Source organism: Pseudomonas sp. B22129 (assembly GCF_044218875.1).
In the GTDB taxonomy this organism is placed as follows: Bacteria; Pseudomonadota; Gammaproteobacteria; order Pseudomonadales; family Pseudomonadaceae; genus Aquipseudomonas.
Genome location: NZ_CP162592.1, coordinates 6,403,912 through 6,428,709, shown reverse-complemented (window position 1 = coordinate 6,428,709; position 24,798 = coordinate 6,403,912). Strand labels below are relative to the sequence as shown.

Genomic DNA, 24,798 nt, shown 5'->3' with positions numbered 1-24,798 from the left:
GTGTCAGTTAATAGATTAGTTGGCTGGTACACCGCTTTCGCGAGCAAGCCCGCTCCCACAGTGGATCTCCATTTGATTCAGAAATCCGTTCCATTCAGCCATTCCTGGTTCATCGTTTCCGTATCCCCCAGGTACTCCAACAACCACGCCATGGCCGGGGACAACTTGTCCTGCGCCCACGCCACACACGACGGGCTCGCCGGAAACGGCCGGCTCAACTGCAATGCCACCAACTCGCCACGCTCGATCCACGGCAACACCTGATGCGCCGGCGCCATGCCCACACACAAACCGTCGCGCAAACAATCAATCGCCGATGCCCAGTTGGGCACCACCAGCCGCCGTTGGTTATCCAGCGTCCAGGTGTCGCGCTTGGGCAGGTTGCGCGACGTGTCGGTCATGCACAGGGAGGCGAACGGGCGCAGTTGATCGTCTGTCAGCAAACCCTCAACCCGCGCCAGCGGATGTTTCGCGCTGACCACACACAGCCAGTTCAACAAACCCATGTCGCGAAACGTGAAGCGGCTGGCCACCGGCACCGCGCTGGTGGCCCCGATCACGATGTCGGTGCGCTCGTCGGCCAGCGCATCCCACACGCCGTTGTAGACCTCGTACTCCAGCAACAACTCCACTTCGGGAAACTGCCGATAAAAATCCAGCACCAACTGGCGGCAGCGCTGGGGTTTGACGATGGAGTCCACCGCGACCTTGAGCTGGCCGCTCCAGCCATTGGCCACCTGCTGGCACAAGCGCCGGGTGCCGAGCATTTTTTTCATCACGCCACGGGCTTCTTCTATAAAGAGCCGGCCGGCAGGGGTCAGTTCGACATCGCGATGCCTGCGCACAAAGAGGGGAACAGCCAGCCACTCTTCAATTTGACGCACCGTGTAGCTGATGGCCGAGGGCACGCGGTGCAGTTCCTGCGCGGCGGCGCTGAAGCTGCCGTGACGCGCGACGGCATCCACGACATCCAGGGAGTATTCGGACCACATGGCTGTTGCCTTCAAAATATTTGATATGAGTGTCCAATTATTATCGCTTCACAGCAAAACTGTCAGCTTCATAATGGGCGCCAGTCAGCAAATAGTTTGATGGCAGTTTTTACAAGGCTTCAATGAAAAATTCTTTTGGTTTCACTGGGTACCTGGCGGGGCTGAGCATGCTCGGTTATCTGGCCATGGACATGTACTTGCCGGCGTTCGGCGCCATGGGCGAGCAGTTGCAGATCGGCGCGGGCGCGGTGGGCGCCAGCTTGAGTATCTTCCTCGCCGGGTTTGCCGTGGGGCAGTTGTTGTGGGGGCCGTTGTCTGACCGGCTGGGGCGTAAACCGGTGTTGCTCGCAGGCCTGGGCCTGTTCGTGTTGGGCTGCCTGGGCATGTTCTGGGTCGAGACCGCACCGCAACTGCTGGCGCTACGCTTTATGCAGGCGATTGGCGTGTGTTCCGCCGCCGTGAGTTGGCAGGCGCTGGTGATCGACCGTTACCCGGCCGACAAGGCGCACCGCGTGTTCGCCAGCATCATGCCGCTGATGTCGCTGTCGCCGGCCCTGGCGCCGCTGTTGGGCGCGATGGTGTTGAATCACTTTGGCTGGCAGGCGATCTTCGGCGTGTTGCTCGGTGTGTCGCTGCTGTTGCTGTTACCGACATTGTTCCTGCGCTCCGTGCCGAAACGCCTGACGACAGAAGGTGAACCCGCACGCCTGGGTTATGGCCAGTTGCTGGGCTCCCGCGTGTTCACCGGCAATGTGATGATCTTCGCGGCGTGCTCCGCGAGTTTCTTCGCCTGGCTGACCGCTTCGCCGTTCATTCTTGGCGATATGGGCTACAGCCCGAATGATATCGGCCTGAGTTATGTACTGCCGACGCTGGCCTTTTTGATCGGTGGTTACAGCTGCCGCAGCGCGTTGCAGCACTGCCCGGGCAAAACCCTGCTGCCGTGGTTGCTGGTGGCCTATTGCATCAGCATGCTGGCGTTGTACCTCGTCGCCACGTTGACGGTGCCGACCCTGACGACCTTGCTGATTCCGTTCTGCCTGATGGCCCTGGTGAACGGCGCCAGTTACCCCATCGTGGTGGCGAATGCGCTGATGCCTTTTGCAGAAAACTCCGGCAAGGCGGCAGCGCTGCAAAACACCCTGCAATTGGGCCTGTGTTTTCTTGCCAGCCTGTTGGTGTCGTCGATGATCGAGCAGCCGCTGCTGATCACCGTGATTGTGATGCTCGCAACGGCGCCGCTGGCGGTGTTGGGTTATTGGCTGGCGCGGCCAAAGGCTGATCCTTCCGAGCTGGCAAGGGCCTGAGCTGACAATAGGGTAAAAAATGTGGGAGCGGGCTTGCTCGCGAATGCGGTCTATCAGCACCCAAAGTGCTGACTGTTCCGCCGCATTCGCGAGCAAGCCCGCTCCCACATTTGCAGTCGGTTTCTTCAGGGTTCAAACGGTATGCCCTAGAAGGTAATTTCCATATTCACCGTGGGTGTGGAAGTCCGGGTACCCCTGCCGCCATCCACACCAAACTTGTTGTGCCAGTACTCGTAACCCACCCCCAGATACAGGTTCGGCTTCACGCTTTTACCCGGCCGCACCGCCACCATCAACGCGGTACGCATCAACGCTTCCGGCGCAGTGTCGCGGCCATGGTAGTCCTCGCCTTTCTCCCCGACGTAATTGATAAACCCCTGGAATTTTGCCGCGTGGTTGGCGATCTCGAACGGGCGCATCCAGGTCAGGTTCACCATGTAGGTGTCGTCGAAGGTGTGGTTCGACTCCTGTGCGCCGGGGATACCGGTGTGGTTCTTTTCCTTGTAGTACATCAGGCTCAGGTCCAGCACGCCGACGGTGTTGAACTTCAACGTTGGGCCGATCACCAGTGCGCGCTTTTTTGCCGAGGCGACGTTGTTGTTGCGGTTGGCATCAAACCCCAGGGTCAACGCGTAATCCTTGATCAGACCGGTGCCGAGCGGCACATCAAATACCCGTGAGGCGTACAGTTGGTGCCGGTACACGGCATAGACCTCGCTGCCGCCATGGTCGGTGCCCTTGCGCGGGTCACTGCTGTCGGACAGGAACACGTCGAGGTTCAGGTAATTGCTGCCGTATTGATAACCGCTGGCGTGGGTGAAGCTGTAGATGCGCTTGCTGAAGTCGTCGGGGTTGTTCGGGTTGGTGAAGTGCTGGCCGTAACGGAATCCTGCGCTGTTGTTCATCCATTCCACCGCAACGGCCTCCCCGCCGCCCAGCAGTGACAGAAATACAGTTGCGCCGTGCAGTGCCTTTTTCATTGTTTTAATTCCTTTGGCGTTTGGCTCATGGCGACCTTGCAGGGGTCGCCGGGCGCAGTATCAGCACAAGCCTTGCGCGCACCAAAGAACAGAATCTCGCCTGGGCCGATGCCGAATCGGCAGCGCGGCGCTTGTCTTATGAGTCAGGAAATACGTGGCGTTGCGGGCATTTCCTCCCGCTCACGCAGGGCGATTTCTTCACCCAGCAGGTGGGTAAGGGCCTGCACTGCCACGGGCAGTTCGCGGTCTTTGCGAGCGTAAACGCCAAGGTCACTGAAAATCCCGCCCTGGTCACTCAACGGGATGTGCAGCAATTCGCCCCGCGCCAGGTCCGCCTCGATGCCGATGCGCGTCTGGAAGGCGATGCCCAATTGCTGGCGTGCCAGCTGACGCGCCAGTTCCATGGAATTGCTCTGCAACAGCGGCTTGTGGGCCACCGCGCGTTTGTGCAGCGGCGCAATCAGGTGATGCACCGACAGCTCGCTCTTGGCCTGAATCACCCCGTGTTCGCAACACTGCCCGTAGCTGACGCGGGCCTCGCCGGCCAACGGATGCTCTGGCGACATCAGCGCACCCAAACGGAAATGGCCGACGCACAACTGGCTGATTTCGCTGCTGCGCGGCAAGGCAAACGCCAGCCCCAAATCCGCCTGGCCATTGATCACCGCGCCAGGAATCGACTGCGAACCCTGCACCGTGACGCCTATCGTCACCTTCGGATAACGCTGGCGCATGCGCTTGAGTGCGGCGGGAAGCAACTCGACGGCGGCACCTTCCACCGTGGCGATTTCCACATGGCCGGTGTGTACGCCGTGCAGGCCATCCAGTTCGCCGCGCACCCGCTCCACATCCTGCAACAACAGCGTGATGTGGCGCGTGAGGATCTCGCCTGCCGCCGTCACCCGCAGGCCACCGGGGAGTCGGTCGAACAGCGTCGCGCCCAGTTCGTCTTCCAGCTTGAGGATTTGCCGGTTCACCGCGGACGACGCCACGTTCAGGCGCCGCGCAGCTTCGCGGATCGAGTGGCAGCGCCGGACCATGTCGAAGTAGTAGATGGCCGGAGCGTGAATGCGCAGCTTGCGGTTGAGCATTTTTTTTCAGGTCCTTTTGCGTAGGGGTTCAAGCCACGGGGCAGGGCGGCTGAATGGTTTTTTGTAACGCCGCTGTCGCAGTTATTGTGAAATTGATTGTATACAACTCTATGGACATCCCGGCTTTCCTTTGCATACAGTGGCTGCACAACAAAAACAGAGAACCCCCTCACCATGACTATCCCGAAGGCGTCACCGCAGCGGCCAGAAGATGAGAATCTCGGCGTCGCAGCCAACATGGCTTACGGCCTGCAGCATGTGCTCACCATGTACGGCGGCATCGTCGCGGTACCCTTGATCGTCGGCCAGGCGGCCGGGTTGTCGCCGGCGGACATCGGCCTGTTGATCGCCGCTTCGCTGTTTGCCGGTGGCCTGGCGACCCTGTTGCAAACCCTCGGCCTGCCGTTTTTCGGCTGCCAGTTGCCGCTGGTGCAGGGTGTGTCGTTTGCCGGCGTGGCAACCATGGTGGCGATTGTCGGCAGTGACGGCGCCGGCGGGGTGCCAGCGATACTCGGCGCGGTGATGGCCGCGTCCTTCATCGGTTTGTTGATCACGCCGGTGTTCTCGCGGATCACCAAATTCTTCCCGCCGTTGGTCACCGGTATCGTGATCACTACCATCGGCTTGACGCTGATGCCTGTTGCGGCGCGCTGGGCCATGGGCGGCAACAGCCGTGCGGCGGATTTTGGCAGCATGTCGAATATCGGTTTGGCGGCGCTGACCCTGGTGCTGGTGCTGCTGCTGAGCAAGATCGGCAGCGCGACCATTTCACGCCTGTCGATCCTGCTGGCGATGGTGATCGGCACCGTGATCGCGGTATTCCTGGGCATGGCCGACTTCTCCGGTGTGGCCCAAGGCCCCATGTTCGGTTTCCCCACGCCATTCCATTTCGGCATGCCCACCTTCCATGTGGCGGCGATCATTTCCATGTGCATCGTGGTCATGGTGACGCTGGTGGAAACCTCGGCGGACATCCTGGCGGTGGGCGAGATCATCGACACCAAGGTCGACTCAAAGCGCCTGGGCAATGGCCTGCGCGCTGACATGCTGTCGAGTATGTTCGCGCCGATCTTCGGCTCGTTCACCCAAAGTGCGTTCGCCCAGAACGTTGGCCTGGTGGCGGTAACTGGGGTTAAGAGCCGTTTTGTGGTGGCGACCGGCGGCGTATTCCTGGTGGTGCTCGGCTTGTTGCCGTTCATGGGGCGGGTGATCGCAGCGGTGCCGACTTCCGTGTTGGGCGGGGCCGGGATTGTGTTGTTCGGCACCGTGGCGGCGAGCGGTATTCGCACGCTGTCCAAGGTGGATTATCGCAACAACATGAACCTGATCATCGTGGCTACTTCGATCAGTTTTGGCATGATTCCCATCGCCGCGCCCAATTTTTATGATCACTTTCCGACCTGGTTTGCGACCATTTTCCACTCGGGGATCAGTTCGTCGGCGATCATGGCGATCCTGCTGAACCTGGCGTTCAACCATTTCACAGCCGGTAATTCGGACCAGCAGTCGGTGTTTGTGGCGGGGACCGAGCGCAGCCTGTGCTTCCACGATGTGGCGGCGTTGCGCGACGGGGATTATTTCCGCGGCGGCAAGTTGTTTGATGCCGAAGGAAAAGAGATTCCGTTGGTGGCTGAGGTGCCCAGGAAAACCCCAAAGACTGAAACCACTGAGGTCTGAAATGTGGGAGCGGGCTTGCTCGCGAATGCAGTGTGTCAGTCAACACATTTGTAGCTGACACGCCGCCTTCGCGAGCAAGCCCGCTCCCACATTGAGAACTCAGCCAGCCTTGAGTGTTTTATGAGGTATGGAGCACGCCTCATCCAGAAACTTCACCACGGTGCCCATGCACGCCTGACGCTCTTCCACATGGGGCATGTGGCTGGAGTCTTCAAACAGCGCCCATCTCACATCGGCAATCTCATCCAGGAACGGCTTGACCACCAGCGGCGTGGCTTCGTCGTGGCGGCCGGAAATCACCAGCGTCGGCACGTTGATGGCTGCCAGGCGGCCAATTACGTTCCAGTCTTTCAAACTCCCAATGACGTGGAATTCCGTCGGGCCGCTCATGGCGTGGTACACCGTCGGGTCGGCGTCCACGGCGGCAAAGGTGCGCGCCACTTCTTCCGGCCATGGGTTGACCCGGCACACGTGCTGATCGTAGAAAATCCGCGAGGCGGCGAGGTATTCGGGGTTTTGGTAGTCGCCGGTTTCTTCGTACTTGAGCAGGGTTTCATGCACACCTTCGGGCAACAATTTACGCAGGCGGTTGGCTTCGCTGACCCAGGTGCGCATGCAAGTGGGTGAGTTGGCGGGGATGAACGCGCGCAGGCCCTTGGGTTGCAAAATCGCGTGCTCGCTGCCGAGCATGCCGCCCCAGGATTGCCCGAGAATCGCGTAGTTGTCGCTGATTTGCAGGTGGTCCAACAGGTTGTTCAGCTCTTCGAGAAACAGGCTGACCGTCCAGAAAGACGGGTCTTTATCCGGCAGATGAGTCGAGCGGCCGTTGCCCAGTTGGTCGTAGTGAACCACCGCATGGCCGCTGGCGGCGACGTCTTTGAAGGCATCGACGTAGTCATGGGTGCAGCCGGGCCCGCCGTGGATGATCACCAGCGGAGTGTGGCCGCTGGCCAGGTCGCCGGTGACGCGGTACCAGGTCTGGTAGGCGCCAAAGGTTGCAAAACCTTCGCGGATGTTTTCAATGAACTCCATTTCGTACCCTGCTCTGAAAAAAAAGGATCAGAGACACGATAGTCGTCGCGCACGTTTTAGGTAACTAGCAAAACAGCTAGGTTTTACCGAGCGGTCAATCTTCCAGCAGGCGGTAATGGGTGGCGCGCACGACCGCCTGTACCCGGTTCTTGGCGCCGAGTTTGTGCATCGCCGATGCGAGGTGCAGGGTGACCACTGCCAGCGAACGGCTCAATTGCGTGGCGATTTCGGCGGCGGTCAGGCCGTCGGCGGCCCATTTCAGGCACTCGCGCTCGCGTTTGGTCAGGTGAATATGCGGGTAGGTGCGTAGCTCTTTGCTGAACAGCGGGTAGGCCGCTTCCTGCAAGGCATGGGTGATCAGGCTGAAATCGGCGAGCGTCTGCTGCGCGTCCTTCAATACCGTGTGGGCCTTGCCGGTGCGCAAACCGGTCAGCGAGGCGAAGCCGCCCCGGGGCAGATGAATCGGCACGCTGACGCCGCACGTCAGTTGGCGCTCATGCAGATAAGAAGAGACCGGCGCATGGCAAGGGTCGATGATCTTTTGCAGCGCGGTATCGGCCTTTGCCTCGTACGACCACACGAACGGCGACACCGTGCTCAGGGCCAGATGCTGCACCGGGTCGATCTGGTAAAACCCTTCGCTGCACCACAAGGCGTGCCAGTCGGTGGGCGTGTTGCGCAACTCCAGCACCGAGGGGGTGATCAGGGCGCCGTCATGGTCCAGTGGCACCGGGGTGTAGTCATACACCAGCGCGTCGAAACCCAACTGCTGGGCGAGGATGAAGGTGTTGTCCATCTGCTCATCCAGGCTCCTGCCCGGCATGAGTCGACTATTGAAGGCAGCTAGCCTGGCCAGCATCCGTTCTGCTCCCGAATTCATTTGAATCTCGACTTGCGGCAAGTAGAATGCCACGCCCCGGCGAAGGACTGCCAGGCCAAACCTATAAGAAATACTAGGTTATGGACGCACGGCATCCTCGGTAGTGTGGCCTGATAAACGGCCGCTGCCTGCCAGGCCGATACAACACAAGGAATGTATGCATGTGGCGTGAAATTGCCCCCGACCAGCAACACAACGTGAGTGTCGACGGCCACAACATCGTGGTCTACAGCTTTGGCGAAGGCGATGAGGTGCTGCTGTGCCTCAACGGCGGCCCGGGCCTGCCGTGTGACTACTTGCGTGACGCCCATGGCTGGCTCCAGGACCATAACCTGCGAGTGGTTGCATTCGACCAGCTTGGCACCGGCGCATCAGCCAGACCCACTGACGTTTCTCTGTGGGAAATCCGCCGTTATGTCGAAGAAGTCGAAACCGTTCGCCAGGCGCTGAACCTTGGCCGCGTGCATTTGCTGGGGCATTCCTGGGGCGGCTGGCTCGGCATTGAATACGCCATCCATTACCCCGATGCGCTGAAAAGCCTGATCCTGGAAAACACCGTCGGCGACATTCCGCACCTCTCTCAAGAACTCGAACGCCTGCGCGGCGCGCTCGGCAGCGAGACCGTGGCAATGATGCAGCGCCATGAAGCCATGGGCACCCTGGATCACCCGCAATACCAGGCCGCCATCACCTTGCTCAATTACCGCCACGTGTGCCGCCTGGACGAGTGGCCGGCACCGGTCAAACGTTCTCTCGGCGATTGGAACATGGGCCCTTACGAGACGATGCAAGGCCCCAACGAGTTTCTCTACATCGGCAACCTCAAGGACTGGAACCGCATTCCCGAAATGGCCGGTTTCAAGATGCCGATTCTGATCACCACCGGCCAGCACGACGAACTCACGCCGGCCTGCGCCCACCGCATGAAACTGGCCGCGCGGCACGCCGAATTGCACGTGTTCCCCAACAGCAGCCACATGCCGTTTTACGAAGAGCCTCAGGCGTACTTCCCGGTGCTGCTGGACTTCCTCGCGCGCCACCGGGGCTGACGGATGAACCTGTCGCGGTATCGTTTTGTGCTGTCCCGGCCGCTGCAATTGCTGCCGGTATTGTTTGGCATCAGCCTGATCACCTTTGTGCTGGTGCGCTCGATTCCCGGCGACCCGGCTCGCGCGCTGCTGGGCTCGCGCAGCACGCCGGACGCCTTGCTGAAAATCCGCGCGCAGTACGGCCTTGATCAGCCGCTGTGGCTGCAATATTTCTACTTCCTGAAAAACCTGCTCAAGGGCGACCTCGGCCAGTCACTGCTCTATAAAGTCGATGCCTTGAAACTGATCGTCACCCGCATCGAGCCGACGCTCGTCTTGGTGCTTGGCAGCGTGGTGTTGGCGCTGTTGATCGCGGTGCCGTTGGCGACGGTGGCGGCGCGCAATAAAGGCGGCTGGGCGGATAACCTGATCCGCGTGTTCACCACGGTGGGGTTGGGCATGCCCGCGTTCTGGCTGGGCTTGATGCTGATTTTATTGCTGAGTGTGCAGTGGGGCTTGTTTCCGGTGTCCGGTTACGGGCGCACCTTTCTCGACAAGGCCCACCACATGGTCTTGCCGTGCCTGACCATCGCACTGGCGCTGTCGGCGGTGTTGGTGCGCAATTTGCGCGCGAGCATGTTGATGGAGTTGCAGGCCGACCACGTCACCGCCGCCCGGGCGCGCGGGTTGTCGGAAGCCGCCGTGTTCCGTCGCCATGTGCTGCCCAATTCCCTGGTGCCGGCCGTCAACCTGCTGGCGGTGAATATCGGCTGGCTGATCAGTGGCACGGTGGTGATTGAAAGCCTGTTTGCCATTCCCGGCATCGGCCAATTGCTGGTGCGCGGGATTTTCACGCGCGACTACATGGTGGTGCAGGGCGTGGCGATGGTGCTGGCCTGCGCGACGGTGGTGGTCAACTTCCTGGCTGACGTGGCAACGGTTGCCCTCGACCCGCGGGTGAAGATGCAATGAGCGGCCGCCCACTGATTGCCCCTTGGCGTTTGCGCCTGCGCTTTGGCTTTCGCAACGGCCGGCTGACCGCCGCATGGGGCTTGCTGATCCTGTTCACCTGGTTGGCCCTGGCGCTGTTCGCGCCGTGGGTTGCGCCCTATGATCCGATTGCGCAGAACACTGATTTCAGCTTGTTGGCGCCCAGCCTGGCCCACCCCTTTGGCACCGACAATTACGGACGAGACATTCTGTCGAGGGTGATCTGGGGCGCGCGCATCGACCTGCAACTGGCGATCATCGGCGTAATCTTTCCGTTCATGATCGGCACCTTCGTGGGCGCGATCTCCGGTTATATCGGCGGGCGTTTCGACAGCTTCTGCATGCGCGTGATCGACGTGATTCTGGCCTTCCCGTTCCTGGTGCTGATGCTGGCGATCATGGCGATCCTCGGGCCGGGCTTGAAGAGTTTTTACATCGCCATGGCGCTGGTGGGCTGGGTGTCGTATGCGCGGCTGATCCGCTCGCAAATCCTGGTGCTCAAGGAAAGCGAGTTTGCCCTGGCCGCCAAGAGCCTGGGCTTTGGCCACGGGCGCATTCTGTTCCGGCATTTGTTGCCGAATGCGATGTTCGGCTCGATTGTGTTTTCCATGTCTGATGCAGTGCTGGTGCTGCTCAATGGCGCGGCCGTGAGTTACCTGGGCCTGGGCGTGCAACCGCCGACCGCCGAGTGGGGCACGATGGTCGCCGAAGGGCAGGCGTTTATCACGACCGCGTGGTGGATCTGCACGTTTCCGGGCCTGGCCATCGTGACCCTGGCCATGGGCTTCAGCCTGCTCGCCGACGGTGTGGCGCAAGTGCTGGGGGATCGCTCATGAGCCTGCTGCAAGTGCGTGATCTCAGCGTGATCGCCAACAACGCCGGGCGCGATGTGACGTTGGTTGATCGCGTGTCTTTCGACCTTGCCGAGGGGGAAATTCTCGGGCTGGTCGGCGAAAGCGGTTCGGGCAAGACCCTGGCCTGTCGCGGGCTGATGCGCTTGTTGCCGTCGCCCAGCCTGCGTGTGCAGGGTGGTTCGGTGTGCCTGGCCGGTAAAGGGCTGTTGACGCTGGACGACGCTGGCATGCGCGAGGTCCGAGGCGGGCAACTGGGCATGATCTTCCAGAACCCCAGCAGCCATCTCGACCCTCTGATGCGCATCGGTGACCAGATCGCCGAGGGCATTCGTTTGCATCAAGGTGCGTCGAAAAAAGACGCACGCCTGCAAGCGATCGATGTGCTGCGCCAGGTCGGCATTCCCGACCCGCAAGCGCGGGTCGACAACTACCCCCACGAGTTTTCCGGTGGCATGCGCCAGCGCGCGATGATCGCAGTTGCCTTGGGCTGCAACCCGAACGTGTTGATCGCCGACGAGCCGACCACGGCGTTGGATGTGACGGTGCAGGCGCAAATCCTGCGGCTGCTGCTGGACCTGCGCGATAGGCGCGGTTTGTCGATCATCATGATTACCCATGACCTCGGCGTGGTAGCGCAGACCTGTGATTCGATTGCGGTGATGTATGCCGGGCGCCTGTGTGAACACGGCAGCAAGGACGACCTGCTGGCCCATCCGCAGCATCCGTACACCGCCGGGTTGATCGACTGCCAACCGGCCCGCAGCAGCGGCCACGCCTTGCTACGCACCATCCCCGGCCAGCCGCCGTTGCTGGACGCATTGCCCGCCGGTTGCCGCTTCAACCCGCGCTGCCCGCAGGTGGGCGCCTTGTGCACCGAGTTGCTGCCCGAGGGCGTGCGCGTGGCCTGTCACTATCCGCTGGGAGCCCGTTCATGAGCCTGTTGCAGATCAAGGACCTTGAGGTGCGCTTTGCCGCTTCCGGTACGGGCTTCCTCGGCCTGAACAAGCAGTGGGTGAGGGCGGTGAACGGGGTGTCGCTGAACCTGGCGGCAGGCGAAACCCTTGGGCTGGTCGGCGAGTCCGGCAGCGGCAAGAGCACACTGGGCCGGGCGATTTTGCACCTCAACCCGATCAGCGCCGGGCAGGTGTTGTTCGACGGCATCGACATGGCCCACGGCAGCCCCATCGACATCGCCCGGCTGCGCCATGAAACCGCGATGATCTTTCAAGACCCTTACGCCGCGCTGAACCCGCGCCACACCATTGGTGAAACCATTGCCGAAGTGTTGCGGGTGCAGCGCAAGGTCGCGGCTGCGCAGATCCCTGCGCGCGTGAACGAGCTGCTCGACCTGGTGGGCCTGCGCCCCGAGCTGGCGAGTCGCAAACCGGGTTTACTCAGCGGCGGCCAGTGCCAGCGCGTCGGCATCGCCCGGGCTTTGGCGGTGGAGCCGCGCCTGATCATCGCCGACGAGTGCGTGGCGGCGCTGGATGTATCGATCCAGGGCCAGATCATCAACCTGCTGCTGGAACTGCAACAGCGCATGAACCTGGCGATCCTGTTTATCGCCCATGACCTGGCCATTGTGCGCCGCCTGTGCGACCGCGTGGCGGTGATGTACCTGGGCAAGATTGTTGAGGAAGGGCCGGTGGAGGCGGTGTTCACTTCGCCGCGCCATCCGTATACGGCGGCGTTGATCGAGGCGATTCCCGAAATTGATCCGCATCGGCCTTTGCCGGCAGAACCTTTGCCCGGTGAGCCACCCAGCCCGCTGAATTTGCCCACAGGTTGCGCCTTTCACCCGCGTTGCCGGCATGCCCGGACGATGTGTTCCGTGGTGTTGCCGCCTACCCATTTTCTGCACGAGCATCGATACAGTTGCGTGCTTGAAGAACCGTTGCTCTAACCCTCTGCCATTCATTAACAAGGAGTTGTGATATGCAATCGCGCCACTTGAAGCTACTCGCCGCCGCCACGCTTACCGCGTGGTCGCTGACCGCCGGGCTGGCACAGGCCGCTGGTGTCCTGACCATCGGTTGCCGTGAAGACAGCACCACGTTCGACCCGATCAAAAGCGCGCAAAACCGCGACACTTGGGTGTTCGCCAACGTCTACGACACCCTGGTGCGCGTGGATAACCTGGGCACAAAAATGGAACCGGGCCTGGCGGAAAGTTGGGACATCTCCAAGGACGGCCTGACCTACACCTTCAAACTGCGTGACGCGAAGTTCTCGGACGGTTCGGTGATCACGGCCGACGATGCCGCGTTCAGCTTGCTGCGCATCCGCGACAACAAAGCCTCCTTGTGGGCCGACCCGTTTAACTTGATCAGTACGGCCAAGGCGTCGGACCCGAGAACCCTGGTGGTCACCCTGAAAACCCCGGCTGTAGCCTTCCTCTCGCAACTGGCGTCGCCGACGGTGTCGATCCTGTCGGAAAAGGCCATGACCAAGATGGGCGAAGACGCCTATTCGGAAAACCCGGTGACCTCCGGCGCGTTCACCGTGGAGGAATGGCGCAAGGGTGACCGGGTGATTCTCAAGAAGAACCCGAATTTCTGGCAGGCCAAAAACGTCAGCCTGGACGGCGTGGAGTGGGTCTCGGTGACCGACGACAACACGCGCATGCGCATGGTGCAGAACAACGAGCTCGACACGGCGATCTTCGTACCGTTTTCCCGGGTTGAAGAGCTGAAGAAAGACAAGAACGTAGTCATTCACGCCGACCCGTCCACCCGTGAAGATCATCTGCTGATCAACCACGCCCACGGGCTGCTGGCCAAAAAAGAAGTACGTGAAGCGCTGGACATGGCCATCGATAAACAATCGCTAGTCAAGACCGCCACTTACGGTCAGGGCACTGTGGCCTATTCCTACATTCCGAAAGGTTCGCTGTACCACTACGCCAACAACCTGCAACGCCCGTATGACCCGACTGCCGCCAGGAAGCTACTGGAAGAGGCGGGCGCCAAGGACTTGAAGCTCAACTACGTGGTCAACGCCGGCAACGAAGCCGACGAGCAGATTGCGGTGATCATCAAGGACCAGTTGGCCAAGGTCGGCGTGACCGCCAACCTGCAGAAAGTCGACCCGACCCAAAGCTGGCAGATGCTGGTGGACGGTGAGTACGATATTTCGGTGATGTACTGGACCAACGACATTCTTGATCCGGACCAGAAAACTACCTTCGTGCTGGGCCACGACACCAACCAGAACTACATGACCCGTTACAAGAATGACAAGGTCAAGGAACTGGTAGCCGCTGCGCGAATCGAGGCCGACCCGGTCAAGCGTGAGCAGATGTATGTGGAGTTGCAGAAACTGGCGAAACAGGACGTGAACTGGATTGACCTGTACTACAGCCCGTACATCAACATCTCACGCAAGAACGTGAGCAACTTCCTGCAAAACCCGTTGGGGCGGTTCACCCTTGAGGAAGTGGTGAAAAACTAACGGCCACTGCTAAACAAATGTGGGAGCGGGCTTGCTCGCGAAGACGGAGTGTCAGTCAACAGATGTATTGACTGATCCACCGCCTTCGCGAGCAAGCCCGCTCCCACATTTGGTTTGCTGTTGTGTCAGATTACTGCGCGTCGAAGGCCTGGCCATTGATGCCCGCACTGTCCGGCCCCATCAGGTACAGGTACACCGGCATGATCTCCTCCGGCGCCGGCCTTTCCATCGGGTTTTCCCCTGGATACGCCTGGGCCCGCATGCTGGTACGCGTGCCGCCTGGGTTGATGCTGTTGGAACGCACCGACGCCACATCCTCAAGTTCGTCAGCCAGCGTCTGCATCAAGCCCTCGGTTGCAAACTTCGACACGCCATAAGCGCCCCAATAAGCCCGGCCCTTGCGCCCTACGCTGCTGGAGGTAAACACCACCGACGCATCCTGGGACAGCTTGAGCAGCGGCAGCAAGGTGTTGGTCAGCATGAACATCGCGTTGACGTTCACGTGCATCACCCGCATGAAATTCTCACCGGACAACTGCTCGAGCGGCGTGCGCGGGCCGATGATTGAGGCGTTGTGCAGCAGGCCATCGAGGTGGCCGAATTCTTTTTCGATCATCGCGGCCAGCTCATCGTATTGATGGGGCAGGGCAGTCTCCAGGTTGAACGGGATCACCACCGGTTGCGGCTGGCCGGCGGCCTCGATCTCGTCATACACCTGCGCCAGGTTGGCTTCGGTCTTGCCCAGCAACAGCACGGTCGCGCCGTGGGCGGCGTAGGTTTTCGCGGCGGCTGCGCCGATCCCGCGACCGGCGCCGGTCACCAGGATGACACGGCCTTTGAGCAGTTCCGGGCGTGCGGAGTAATCAAACATAAATAGCCTCGACAGAATTCAACAGGTTGCAAACACCAGACTTGAAAGCAGTGAAGATCCCCTGTGGGAGCGGGCTTGCTCGCGAATGCGGAGTGTCAGCCAGCAAATCTGGTCCTGATACACCGCATTCGCGAGCAAGCCCGCTCCCACATTTGGATCTTCATTGACCTGTAGGCTCAGTGTTTTATCAGCAACTGCACAGCGCGCTATCGAGCACCTTGCGCAGTTCCAGCGGGTGGTCCACCACCACGTCGGCGCCCCAGTTACGCGGGTTGTCGTCGGGGTGGATGTAGCCAAACGTCACCGCCGCAGTGCGCGTGCCGGCATCGCGGCCGGACTCGATGTCGCGCAGGTCGTCGCCCACGAACAGCACGCTGGCCGGGTCGAGGTCGAGCATCTTGCACGCCAGGATCAACGGCTCCGGGTCCGGCTTGCTGTTTTTCACGTGGTCCGGGCAGATCAGCAGTGCCGAGCGCTCGGCCAGGCCCAGTTGCCGCATGATCGGTTCGGCAAAGCGCAGCGGCTTGTTGGTAACCACACCCCACACCAGGTTGGACTTCTCGATGTCCGCCAGCAACTCGGCCATCCCGTCGAACAACTGGCTGTGGATCGCGCAGCCCTTGAGGTAGCGCTCCAGGAATTCCTGGCGCAATTCTTCAAAGCCTGGAGATTCCGGGTCCATCGAGAAGGTCACGGCGACCATCGCCCGCGCACCACCGGAAATTTCATCGCGGATGTGCTGCGGGTTGATCGGCTCAAGGCCCCGGTCGCTGCGCATGGCCTGGCAGATGGCGATAAAGTCCGGCGCGGTGTCCAGCAGGGTGCCATCCATATCGAAGAGAACTGCTCGCAACTTCACAGGCTTACTCCTCGCGCAGGGTCTGGATCATGTAGTTGACGTCAACGTCGCTGGCCAGCTTGTAGTGCTTGGTCAGCGGGTTGTAGGTCAGGCCGATGATGTCCTTGACGGTCAGGCCGGCCTGGCGGCTCCACGCACCCAGCTCGGACGGGCGGATGAATTTCTTGAAGTCATGGGTGCCGCGCGGCAGCAGCTTCATGATGTATTCGGCGCCGATGATCGCGAACAGGTAAGCCTTGGGGTTGCGGTTGATGGTGGAGAAGAACACCTGGCCACCTGGCTTGACCATGCGGAAGCAGGCGCGGATCACCGAGGACGGGTCCGGTACGTGTTCGAGCATCTCCAGGCAGGTGACCACGTCGAACTGCTCGGGCATTTCTTCGGCCAGGGCTTCGGCGGTGATCTGGCGGTATTCAACGCTCACGCCGGATTCCAGCTGGTGCAGCTGGGCCACGGCCAGTGGCGCTTCGCCCATGTCGATACCCATCACGGTAGCGCCGCGCTGGGCCATGGCTTCGCTGAGGATGCCGCCGCCGCAGCCGACGTCCAGCACCTTTTTGCCGGCCAGGTTGACGCGTTCGTCAATCCAGTTGACGCGCAGCGGGTTGATGTCGTGCAGCGGCTTGAACTCGCTCTCGCGGTCCCACCAGCGATGGGCCAGGGCTTCGAATTTGGCGATCTCGGCGTGGTCGACGTTGCTCATGGTGAATCCTCTAAATCTGATAAATCGGTGTGTCAGCTCTGAACGCACAGGTTCAAGGCCGTCGTTATTCGGTGTGCCCGCTGATGCGTTTGCCCCAGGCAATGGCCGTGGCGATCAACTGCTGTTCATCCATGCGGGTCAGTTGCCGGTCGTCGAGCAACTGCTTGCCGGCGACCCAAAGGTGTTTCACGCAATCGCGCCCGGTGGCATATATAAGCTGTGAGACCGGATCGTAGATCGGTTGTTGCGCGAGCCCCGACAGATCAAAGGCAACGACATCGGCCGCCTTGCCGACTTCCAGCGAGCCAATCTCGCTTTCCAGGCCCATGGCGCGTGCGCCGTTGAGCGTCGCCATGCGCAAGGCGCGGTGGGCGTCCAGGGCCGTGGCCGAGCCGGCAACGGCCTTGGCCAGCATGGCGGCAGTACGGGTTTCACCCAACAGGTCGAGGTCATTGTTGCTGGCGGCGCCATCGGTGCCGATGGCCACATTGACGCCAGCCTGCCACAGACGCTCTACCGGGCAAAAGCCGCTGGCCAGTTTCAGGTTCGATTCCGGGCAATGAATGACGCTGGTGTTGCTTTCTACCAGCAAAGCCAGGTCCTCTTCGCTGATTTGGGTCATGTGAACGGCCTGGAAGCGCGGGCCCAGCAGGCCGAGGCGGCCCAGGCGTGCCAGCGGGCGCTCGCCGGTCTGCTCGACGGCTTGCTGCACCTCGAAGGCGGTTTCGTGCACGTGCATATGGATCGATGCGTCCAGCTCTTCGGCGATGATGCGGATTTTCTCCAGGTTTTCATCGCAGACGGTGTAGGGCGCGTGGGGGCCGAAGGTGATCTTGATGCGCGGGTGGTGCTTGAGGTCGCCGAACAGCTCGACGCCCTGGCGGATCGCCTCGTCGGCGCTGGCGGCGCCGGGAATCGGGAAGTCGAGGATCGGCAACGCAATCTGCGCGCGCATGCCGCTGTTGTGCACGCAGTCACTGGCGACCTTGGGGTAGAAATACATGTCGGAGAAACAGGTGATCCCACCTTTGAGCTGCTCGGCGATGGCCAGATCGGTGCCGTCGCGCACAAAGGCTTCATCGACCCATTTGGCTTCGGCGGGCCAGATGTGCTTTTCGAGCCAGGTCATCAGCGGCAAATCGTCGGCCAGGCCGCGAAACAGGGTCATGGCTGCATGGCCGTGGGCGTTGATCAGGCCGGGGCTGAGCAGCATGCCGGGCAGTTCGCGCACTTCGCTGGCCGCCAGCTTCAGGGCCGCCGCCCGTGGCCCGATAAAGGCGATGCGCCCGTCGCGGATGCCCAAACCGTGGTCTTTGAGCACCACACCGGCAGGTTCGACAGGTACCAGCCAGGTGGGCAGCAGCAGCAAGTCGAGCGGGGCGGCAGTGGAGGTCATCGCAGGCTTCTTCCCGGGCAGCTATAAAAGAAGGGCGAAGTATACCCGAGCGTCCCCGTTGGCGGATCGCTATAATCGGCGGCTTTTGTTCATGATTGCGGGGTAAGGGATGCGCGACCGACTGTTGGCTGCAGAGAAAGTGAAGGCCATCGACTGGCGTGATGGCGCGCTGTACCTGCTCGATCAGCGTGCCTTGCCGTCCCGGGAAAGCTGGGTGGCCTGCACCACGGCGGAGGAAGTGGGGGCGGCGATTCGTGCGATGGTCGTGCGTGGCGCGCCGGCCATCGGCATCAGTGCGGCTTATGGCTTGGTGCTCGCCGCCCGTGAACGTATCGCCGAGGGCGGTGACTGGCAGGCCGCGTGGGAAGAAGACTACGCACTGCTGGCCGATAGCCGCCCCACGGCGTCCAATCTGTTCTGGGCCTTGAAGCGCATGCGCGACCGTCTGGACCGCGTCAAGAAGCACGCCGACCCGCTCGCGGTGCTCGAAGCCGAAGCCATTGCGATCCATGAAAGTGACCGCGAGGCCAATCTGACTATGGCGCAGTTGGGTGTGGAGCTGATCCGCAAGCATCAGGGCAATGCCCAGGCGATCCTGACCCACGGCAATGCCGGTGCGCTGGCGACGGGCGGCGTGGGGACGGCCCTTGGGGTGATTCGCGCGGCCTACCTGGAAGGCATGATTGAGCAGGTCTACGCCAATGAAACCCGCCCGTGGCTGCAAGGTTCGCGGCTGACCGCCTGGGAATTGGCGGGCGAGGGCATTCCGGTGACGGTGAATGCCGATTCTGCGGGTGCACATATTCTCAAGACCAAAGGCGTGACCTGGGTGATCGTCGGCGCCGACTGCATTGCCGCCAACGGTGATGTGATCAGCAAGATCGGCACCTATCAGTTGGCGGTGTGCGCCATGCATCATGGTGTGCGCTTTATGGTGGTGGCGCCGAGTTCGACGCTGGATCTGATGATGGCCACTGGCGATGACGTGGCGCTGGAAGAGCGTGATTCGGGGGAGTTGTTGGAGGTGGCTGGTCAGCGGTTTGCCGCGGATGTTCAAGCCTATAACCCGGTGTTTGATGTGACGCCGGCGGACTTGATTGATGTGATCGTGACTGAAAAGGGCATCGTCGAGCGGCCGGATACGGCCAAATTGGCCAAGTTGATGTGCCGTAAGCGCCTGCATTAAAAGCTTCGGTGTCTGTGGGATCGCCTTCGCGAGCAAGCCCGCTCCCACATTTTGAATGTGTTCACAAATCAAATGTGGGAGCGGGCTTGCTCGCGATTGGTCTTTTAAGTCAATAAAACCCTTGGATCCACCCTCAAAAAACGGCACCGACCCAGCTCTGAGCCTCTCTCGTCCCCTTCAAGCCTGTCATCCGTCAAATTACTAGCCTCCATGCGCATCAGGGGGATAGGTGCGTGGCGGCGATTGTGATAACATCCGGCGGTTTCCAGGGTTGCCCCGAGGGGTTGCCTTAAACGTGCAGATCCGTGTCATAACTCGTTGATTTGTCGTAAGTCGTTGTCAGGCACTTTGTCGGCAACGGCGAGCTTCGTTCGTCCCATAGGATGTGACGAGGTTTCACCCGAAAAAGGAATCAGGCTTCTCATGGGCGAACTGGCCAAAGAAATCCTCCCGGTCAATATCGAAGACGAGCTGAAACAGTCCTACCTCGACTACGCGATGAGCGTAATTGTCGGTCGGGCACTGCCTGATGCGCGCGATGGCTTGAAGCCCGTGCACCGGCGTGTGCTGTTCGCGATGAGCGAGCTGGGTAACGACTGGAACAAGCCGTACAAGAAATCTGCCCGTGTTGTCGGTGACGTGATCGGTAAGTATCACCCCCACGGCGACACTGCGGTGTACGACACCATCGTTCGGATGGCTCAGCCGTTTTCCCTGCGCTACCTGCTGGTAGACGGCCAGGGTAACTTCGGTTCGGTCGACGGCGACAACGCCGCGGCCATGCGATACACCGAAGTGCGCATGACCAAGCTGGCGCACGAGCTGCTGGCTGACCTGCATAAAGAAACCGTGGACTGGGTGCCGAACTACGACGGCACCGAAATGATCCCGGCGGTCATGCCGACCCGTATTCCCAACCTGCTGGTCAACGGCTCCAGCGGTATCGCCGTGGGCATGGCCACCAACATCCCGCCGCACAACCTCGGTGAAGTCATCGACGGTTGCCTGGCCCTCATCGACAACCCTGAGCTGACCGTCGATGAGCTGATGCAATACATCCCGGGTCCGGACTTCCCGACAGCGGCGATCATCAACGGTCGCGCCGGCATCATCGAAGCCTACCGCACCGGTCGCGGCCGCATTTACATGCGCGCCCGCTCGATGATCGAGGACATCGACAAGGTCGGTGGCCGTCAGCAGATCGTCATCACCGAACTCCCTTACCAGTTGAACAAGGCGCGTCTGATCGAGAAGATCGCCGAGCTGGTTAAAGAGAAGAAGCTCGAAGGCATCACCGAACTGCGCGACGAGTCCGACAAAGACGGTATGCGCGTGGTGATCGAGCTGCGTCGTGGCGAAGTGCCTGAGGTGATCCTCAACAACCTCTACGCCCAGACCCAACTGCAAAGCGTGTTCGGCATCAACGTGGTGGCACTGATCGACGGCCGCCCACGCATCCTGAACCTCAAGGATCTGCTGGAAGCCTTCGTCCGTCACCGTCGTGAAGTAGTGACCCGCCGTACCGTGTTCGAACTGCGCAAGGCCCGCGAACGCGGCCACATCCTGGAAGGCCAGGCGGTTGCGCTGTCGAACATCGACCCGGTCATTGCCCTGATCAAGGCCTCGCCAACCCCGTCGGAAGCCAAGGAAGCGCTGATCAGCACGCCTTGGGAATCCAGCGCCGTGGTGGCCATGGTTGAGCGTGCCGGCGCCGATTCGTGCCGTCCGGAGACCCTGGACCCGCAATACGGCTTGCGCGAAGGCAAGTACTTCCTGTCGCCGGAACAGGCCCAGGCCATCCTCGAGCTGCGCCTGCACCGCCTGACCGGCCTGGAGCACGAGAAGCTGCTGGCCGAGTACCAGGAGATCCTGAACCAGATCGGCGAGCTGATCCGCATCCTCAACAGCGCCGTGCGCCTGATGGAAGTGATCCGCGAAGAGCTCGAAGTGATCCGCGCCGAATATGGCGATGTGCGCCGCACCGAGATTCTCGATGCCCGCCTCGACCTGACCCTGGGTGACATGATCCCGGAAGAAGAGCGCGTCGTAACCATCTCCCACGGCGGCTATGCCAAGACCCAGCCATTGGCTGCGTACCAGGCTCAGCGTCGTGGCGGTAAAGGCAAGTCGGCTACCGGCGTGAAGGATGAGGACTACATCGCTCACCTGCTGGTCGCCAACAGCCACACCACGCTGTTGCTGTTCTCCAGCAAGGGCAAGGTGTACTGGCTGAAAACCTATGAAATCCCGGAAGCGTCCCGCGCTGCCCGTGGTCGCCCGCTGGTCAACCTGCTGCCGCTGGACAGTGATGAATACATCACCACCATGCTGCCGGTCGAGGAATACACCGAAGGTCACTACATCTTCATGGCCACCGCCAAAGGCACCGTGAAAAAGACCCCGCTGGAATCCTTCAGCCGTCAACGCAGCGTGGGCCTGATCGCCCTGGAACTGGACGAAGGCGACGTGCTGATTTCGGCTGCCATCACCGATGGCGAGCGTGAAGTCATGCTGTTCTCCGATGGCGGCAAGGTCACGCGCTTCAAGGAATCCGACGTGCGTGCCATGGGCCGTACCGCCCGCGGTGTGCGCGGCATGCGCCTGCCGGAAGGGCAGAAGCTGATTTCGATGCTGATCCCGGAAGAAGGCAGCCAGATCCTCACCGCTTCCGAGCGTGGTTATGGCAAGCGTACCGCTATCAGCGAGTTCCCGGAGTACAAGCGTGGCGGCCAGGGCGTGATCGCCATGGTCAGCAACGACCGCAACGGCCGTCTGGTCGGCGCGGTACAGGTACTCGATGGCGAGGAAATCATGCTGATTTCCGACCAGGGCACCCTGGTACGTACCCGAGTGGCTGAAGTGTCGAGCCTGGGCCGTAACACTCAGGGCGTGACCCTGATCAAGCTGGCCAAGGACGAAAAACTCGTCGGCTTGGAGCGTGTGCAGGAGCCGTCGGAAGTTGAAGGCGAAGAGCTGGAAGGTGAGGAGTTTGAAGGCGAGGTGATCGCAGCAGGCGATGACAACGTCGACGAGCCGACCCTCGACGCTGCCGCAGACGAAGAAGAACCGCAGGAATAAGCGGACACACAGGGGGCGGATGAAGATTCGCCCCCTTGTTGTTTGTCCCTTATGAAATACACAACTGTGTCCGGGCGCGGCCCCTGTGGGAGCTGGCTTGCCTGCGATAGCATCACCGCGGTATCACTGAGCTACCGAGGTGCCTGTATCGCAGGCAAGCCAGCTCCCACAAGGGTTCGCTCCAGAGAACGGTTGTTGCCGAACATGATTGCAGCCCCACCAGATCAGAGTGAGATTGGATGTGAGCAAGAGAGCCTATAACTTCTGTGCCGGTCCCGCGGCGCTTCCTGAAGCAGTCCTGCAGCGTGCGCAGGGTGAACTCCTCGACTGGCATGGAAAAGGCCTCTCCGTGATGGAAATGAGCCATCGCAGCGATGAGTTTGTATCAATCGCCACCAAGGCCGAGCAGGATCTGCGCGACTTGCTGGACATCCCCTCCCATTACAAAGTGCTGTTCCTGCAAGGCGGCGCCAGCCAGCAGTTCGCACAGATCCCGCTGAACCTGCTGCCGGAAGACGGCACCGCTGACTATATCGACACAGGTATCTGGGGGCAGAAGGCTATTGAAGAGGCCTCCCGTTACGGCAACGTCAACGTGGCGGGCACTGCCAAGCCTTACGATTACTTCGCGATTCCAGGTCAGAACGAGTGGAAGCTGTCGAAGGACGCGGCCTACGTGCATTACGTCGCGAACGAAACCATCGGCGGCCTGGAATTTGACTGGGTGCCGGAAGTCGGCGACGTGCCGTTGGTGTGCGACATGTCTTCGGACATTCTCTCGCGCCCGATCGACGTGTCCAAATACGGCATGATCTACGCCGGCGCGCAGAAGAACATCGGCCCAAGCGGTATTTTGGTCAACATCATCCGTGAAGACCTGCTGGGTCGCGCGCGCTCGCTGTGCCCGACCATGCTCAACTACAAAGTCGCGGCCGATAACGGCTCGATGTACAACACGCCGCCGGCGTTTGCCTGGTACCTCTCCGGCCTGGTGTTCGAGTGGCTGAAAGAGCAGGGCGGTGTCGCCGCGATGGGCAAGCTGAACGAAGAGAAAAAGCGCGTCCTGTACGACTTCATCGACGCCAGCGGTTTGTACAGCAACCCGATCAACCTGACGGACCGCTCGTGGATGAACGTGCCATTCCGCCTGGCTGACGACCGTCTCGACAAGCCGTTCCTGGTCGGTGCTGAAGAGCGCGGCCTGCTGAACCTCAAGGGTCACCGTTCGGTTGGTGGCATGCGCGCCTCTATCTACAACGCCGTCGACATCCACGCCATCAATGCGCTGGTTGCCTACATGGCAGAGTTCGAAAAGGAACACGGCTAATGTCTGAGCAAGAACTCAAGGCCCTGCGCGTACGCATTGACAGCCTGGACGAGAAAGTCCTGGAACTGATCAGTGAGCGTGCGCGCTGCGCCCAAGAAGTGGCCCGAGTGAAAATGGCGTCCCTGGCGGAAGGCGAAGTGCCGGTGTTCTACCGCCCCGAGCGTGAAGCCCAGGTGCTCAAGCGCGTGATGGAGCGCAACAAGGGTCCGCTGGGTAACGAAGAAATGGCGCGGTTGTTCCGCGAAATCATGTCGTCGTGCCTGGCTTTGGAGCAGCCGCTGAAAGTGGCTTACCTCGGTCCTGAGGGCACCTTCACCCAGGCGGCGGCCATGAAGCACTTCGGCCACGCGGTGATCAGCAAGCCTATGGCGGCGATCGACGAAGTGTTCCGTGAAGTGGCGGCCGGTGCGGTGAATTTTGGTGTGGTGCCGGTGGAAAACTCCACCGAAGGCGCGGTCAACCACACGCTGGACAGCTTCCTTGAGCACGACATGGTGATCTGTGGCGAAGTCGAGCTGCGCATCCACCATCATCTGCTGGTGGGTGAAAACACCAAGACCGACAGCATCAGCCGCATCTATTCCCACGCCCAATCGCTGGCCCAGTGCCGCAAGTGGCTGGACGCGCACTACCCGAATGTCGAGCGCGTGGCAGTGTCCAGCAACGCCGAAGCGGCCAAGCGAGTTAAAGGTGAGTGGAATTCGGCAGCCATCGCCGGTGACATGGCGGCGGGCCTGTACGGCCTGACGCGTCTGGCCGAGAAAATCGAGGATCGCCCGGACAACTCCACGCGTTTCCTGATGATCGGCAGCCAGGAAGTGCCGCCGACTGGCGACGACAAGACCTCGATCATCGTCTCCATGAGCAACAAGCCCGGCGCGCTGCATGAGCTGCTGGTGCCGTTCCACGATAACGGGATTGACCTGACGCGCATCGAGACTCGCCCTTCGCGCAGCGGTAAATGGACTTATGTGTTCTTTATCGACTTCATTGGCCATCATCGTGACCCGCTGGTCAAAGGTGTGCTGGAGAAAATCAGTCAGGAAGCCGTGGCACTCAAGGTGCTGGGCTCTTACCCGAAAGCGGTTTTGTGAGGC

The 24,798-nt window shown here is 61.0% G+C and carries 21 protein-coding genes; 12 read left to right on the top strand and 9 right to left on the bottom strand.

What is annotated here, in order from left to right; all coding sequences use genetic code 11:
• Positions 1 to 77: 77 nt before the first annotated feature.
• On the bottom strand, positions 78 to 992 hold the full coding sequence (punR, locus tag AB4P94_RS29240; protein WP_395608552.1) for a DNA-binding transcriptional activator PunR: 915 nt from the start codon (positions 990 to 992) through the stop codon (positions 78 to 80).
• A 122-nt stretch (positions 993 to 1,114) separates the two neighbouring features.
• Here punR and punC point away from each other — a divergent pair, with 122 nt between their 5' ends.
• Positions 1,115 to 2,299, top strand: a complete 1,185-nt coding sequence (punC, locus tag AB4P94_RS29235) for a purine nucleoside transporter PunC (RefSeq protein ID WP_395608551.1) — start codon at positions 1,115 to 1,117, stop codon at positions 2,297 to 2,299.
• A 146-nt stretch (positions 2,300 to 2,445) separates the two neighbouring features.
• Here punC and AB4P94_RS29230 read toward each other — a convergent pair whose 3' ends face one another.
• Positions 2,446 to 3,279: a nucleoside-binding protein gene (locus tag AB4P94_RS29230; RefSeq protein WP_395608550.1), complete on the bottom strand. Its 834-nt coding sequence runs from the start codon at positions 3,277 to 3,279 to the stop codon at positions 2,446 to 2,448.
• A gap of 143 nt (positions 3,280 to 3,422) precedes the next feature.
• Positions 3,423 to 4,370, bottom strand: coding sequence for a LysR family transcriptional regulator (locus AB4P94_RS29225; protein ID WP_395608549.1), 948 nt, complete (start codon positions 4,368 to 4,370; stop codon positions 3,423 to 3,425).
• 174 nt (positions 4,371 to 4,544) lie between these two features.
• On the opposite strand from AB4P94_RS29225, the gene AB4P94_RS29220 reads away from it, so the two are divergent.
• Positions 4,545 to 6,047, top strand: coding sequence for a nucleobase:cation symporter-2 family protein (locus tag AB4P94_RS29220; protein WP_395608548.1), 1,503 nt, complete (start codon positions 4,545 to 4,547; stop codon positions 6,045 to 6,047).
• A gap of 99 nt (positions 6,048 to 6,146) precedes the next feature.
• On the opposite strand, the gene AB4P94_RS29215 is transcribed toward AB4P94_RS29220, so the two are convergent.
• A complete protein-coding gene (locus tag AB4P94_RS29215; protein ID WP_395608547.1) occupies positions 6,147 to 7,079 on the bottom strand; it encodes a proline iminopeptidase-family hydrolase in 933 nt (310 codons plus the stop codon).
• Between the two features lie 94 nt (positions 7,080 to 7,173).
• A complete protein-coding gene (locus AB4P94_RS29210) occupies positions 7,174 to 7,938 on the bottom strand; it encodes a LuxR family transcriptional regulator (RefSeq protein WP_395608546.1) in 765 nt (254 codons plus the stop codon).
• Between the two features lie 182 nt (positions 7,939 to 8,120).
• On the opposite strand from AB4P94_RS29210, the gene AB4P94_RS29205 reads away from it, so the two are divergent.
• The 6 genes from AB4P94_RS29205 to AB4P94_RS29180 are packed head-to-tail and all read left to right on the top strand — an operon-like array spanning position 8,121 to position 14,281.
• Positions 8,121 to 9,008, top strand: a complete 888-nt coding sequence (locus AB4P94_RS29205) for a proline iminopeptidase-family hydrolase (protein ID WP_395608545.1) — start codon at positions 8,121 to 8,123, stop codon at positions 9,006 to 9,008.
• 3 nt (positions 9,009 to 9,011) lie between these two features.
• A complete protein-coding gene (locus tag AB4P94_RS29200; RefSeq protein WP_395608544.1) occupies positions 9,012 to 9,959 on the top strand; it encodes an ABC transporter permease in 948 nt (315 codons plus the stop codon).
• Positions 9,956 to 10,813 carry an ABC transporter permease gene (locus AB4P94_RS29195; RefSeq protein ID WP_395608543.1) on the top strand — a complete coding sequence of 286 codons (858 nt, stop codon included), beginning with the start codon at positions 9,956 to 9,958 and terminating at the stop codon, positions 10,811 to 10,813. The genes AB4P94_RS29200 and AB4P94_RS29195 overlap by 4 nt, the downstream gene beginning before the upstream one ends.
• Positions 10,810 to 11,766, top strand: a complete 957-nt coding sequence (locus tag AB4P94_RS29190) for an ABC transporter ATP-binding protein (RefSeq protein WP_395608542.1) — start codon at positions 10,810 to 10,812, stop codon at positions 11,764 to 11,766. The genes AB4P94_RS29195 and AB4P94_RS29190 overlap by 4 nt, the downstream gene beginning before the upstream one ends.
• Positions 11,763 to 12,734: an ABC transporter ATP-binding protein gene (locus AB4P94_RS29185; protein WP_395608541.1), complete on the top strand. Its 972-nt coding sequence runs from the start codon at positions 11,763 to 11,765 to the stop codon at positions 12,732 to 12,734. Before AB4P94_RS29190 ends, AB4P94_RS29185 begins: the two co-directional genes overlap by 4 nt.
• A 32-nt stretch (positions 12,735 to 12,766) precedes the next feature.
• Positions 12,767 to 14,281: an ABC transporter substrate-binding protein gene (locus AB4P94_RS29180; RefSeq protein WP_395608540.1), complete on the top strand. Its 1,515-nt coding sequence runs from the start codon at positions 12,767 to 12,769 to the stop codon at positions 14,279 to 14,281.
• A 130-nt stretch (positions 14,282 to 14,411) separates the two neighbouring features.
• Here the strand turns inward: AB4P94_RS29180 and AB4P94_RS29175 are convergent, their stop codons facing one another.
• From AB4P94_RS29175 to AB4P94_RS29160, 4 genes are all read right to left on the bottom strand, one after another.
• Complete coding sequence (locus AB4P94_RS29175) at positions 14,412 to 15,152, bottom strand: YciK family oxidoreductase (protein ID WP_395608539.1); 741 nt, start codon at positions 15,150 to 15,152, stop codon at positions 14,412 to 14,414.
• A 187-nt stretch (positions 15,153 to 15,339) separates the two neighbouring features.
• Positions 15,340 to 16,011 (bottom strand): N-acetylmuramic acid 6-phosphate phosphatase MupP, encoded by a 672-nt coding sequence (mupP, locus tag AB4P94_RS29170; protein ID WP_395608538.1) that lies wholly within the window; start codon positions 16,009 to 16,011, stop codon positions 15,340 to 15,342.
• A gap of 4 nt (positions 16,012 to 16,015) precedes the next feature.
• Positions 16,016 to 16,714 (bottom strand): bifunctional 2-polyprenyl-6-hydroxyphenol methylase/3-demethylubiquinol 3-O-methyltransferase UbiG, encoded by a 699-nt coding sequence (gene ubiG, locus AB4P94_RS29165; RefSeq protein ID WP_003172645.1) that lies wholly within the window; start codon positions 16,712 to 16,714, stop codon positions 16,016 to 16,018.
• 64 nt (positions 16,715 to 16,778) lie between these two features.
• Positions 16,779 to 18,110 carry a TRZ/ATZ family hydrolase gene (locus AB4P94_RS29160; RefSeq protein ID WP_395608537.1) on the bottom strand — a complete coding sequence of 444 codons (1,332 nt, stop codon included), beginning with the start codon at positions 18,108 to 18,110 and terminating at the stop codon, positions 16,779 to 16,781.
• Between the two features lie 109 nt (positions 18,111 to 18,219).
• On the opposite strand from AB4P94_RS29160, the gene mtnA reads away from it, so the two are divergent.
• The 4 genes from mtnA (at position 18,220) to pheA (ending at position 24,795) form a co-directional block, all read left to right on the top strand.
• A complete protein-coding gene (mtnA, locus tag AB4P94_RS29155) occupies positions 18,220 to 19,296 on the top strand; it encodes an S-methyl-5-thioribose-1-phosphate isomerase (RefSeq protein WP_395608536.1) in 1,077 nt (358 codons plus the stop codon).
• Between the two features lie 423 nt (positions 19,297 to 19,719).
• Entirely contained in the window at positions 19,720 to 22,374 is a 2,655-nt protein-coding gene (gene gyrA / locus AB4P94_RS29150; protein ID WP_395608535.1) for a DNA gyrase subunit A, read from the top strand.
• A gap of 241 nt (positions 22,375 to 22,615) precedes the next feature.
• Entirely contained in the window at positions 22,616 to 23,701 is a 1,086-nt protein-coding gene (serC, locus tag AB4P94_RS29145; protein ID WP_395608534.1) for a 3-phosphoserine/phosphohydroxythreonine transaminase, read from the top strand.
• Complete coding sequence (gene pheA / locus AB4P94_RS29140; protein ID WP_003172650.1) at positions 23,701 to 24,795, top strand: prephenate dehydratase; 1,095 nt, start codon at positions 23,701 to 23,703, stop codon at positions 24,793 to 24,795. Before serC ends, pheA begins: the two co-directional genes overlap by 1 nt.
• The last annotated feature ends 3 nt before the right edge of the window (positions 24,796 to 24,798 follow it).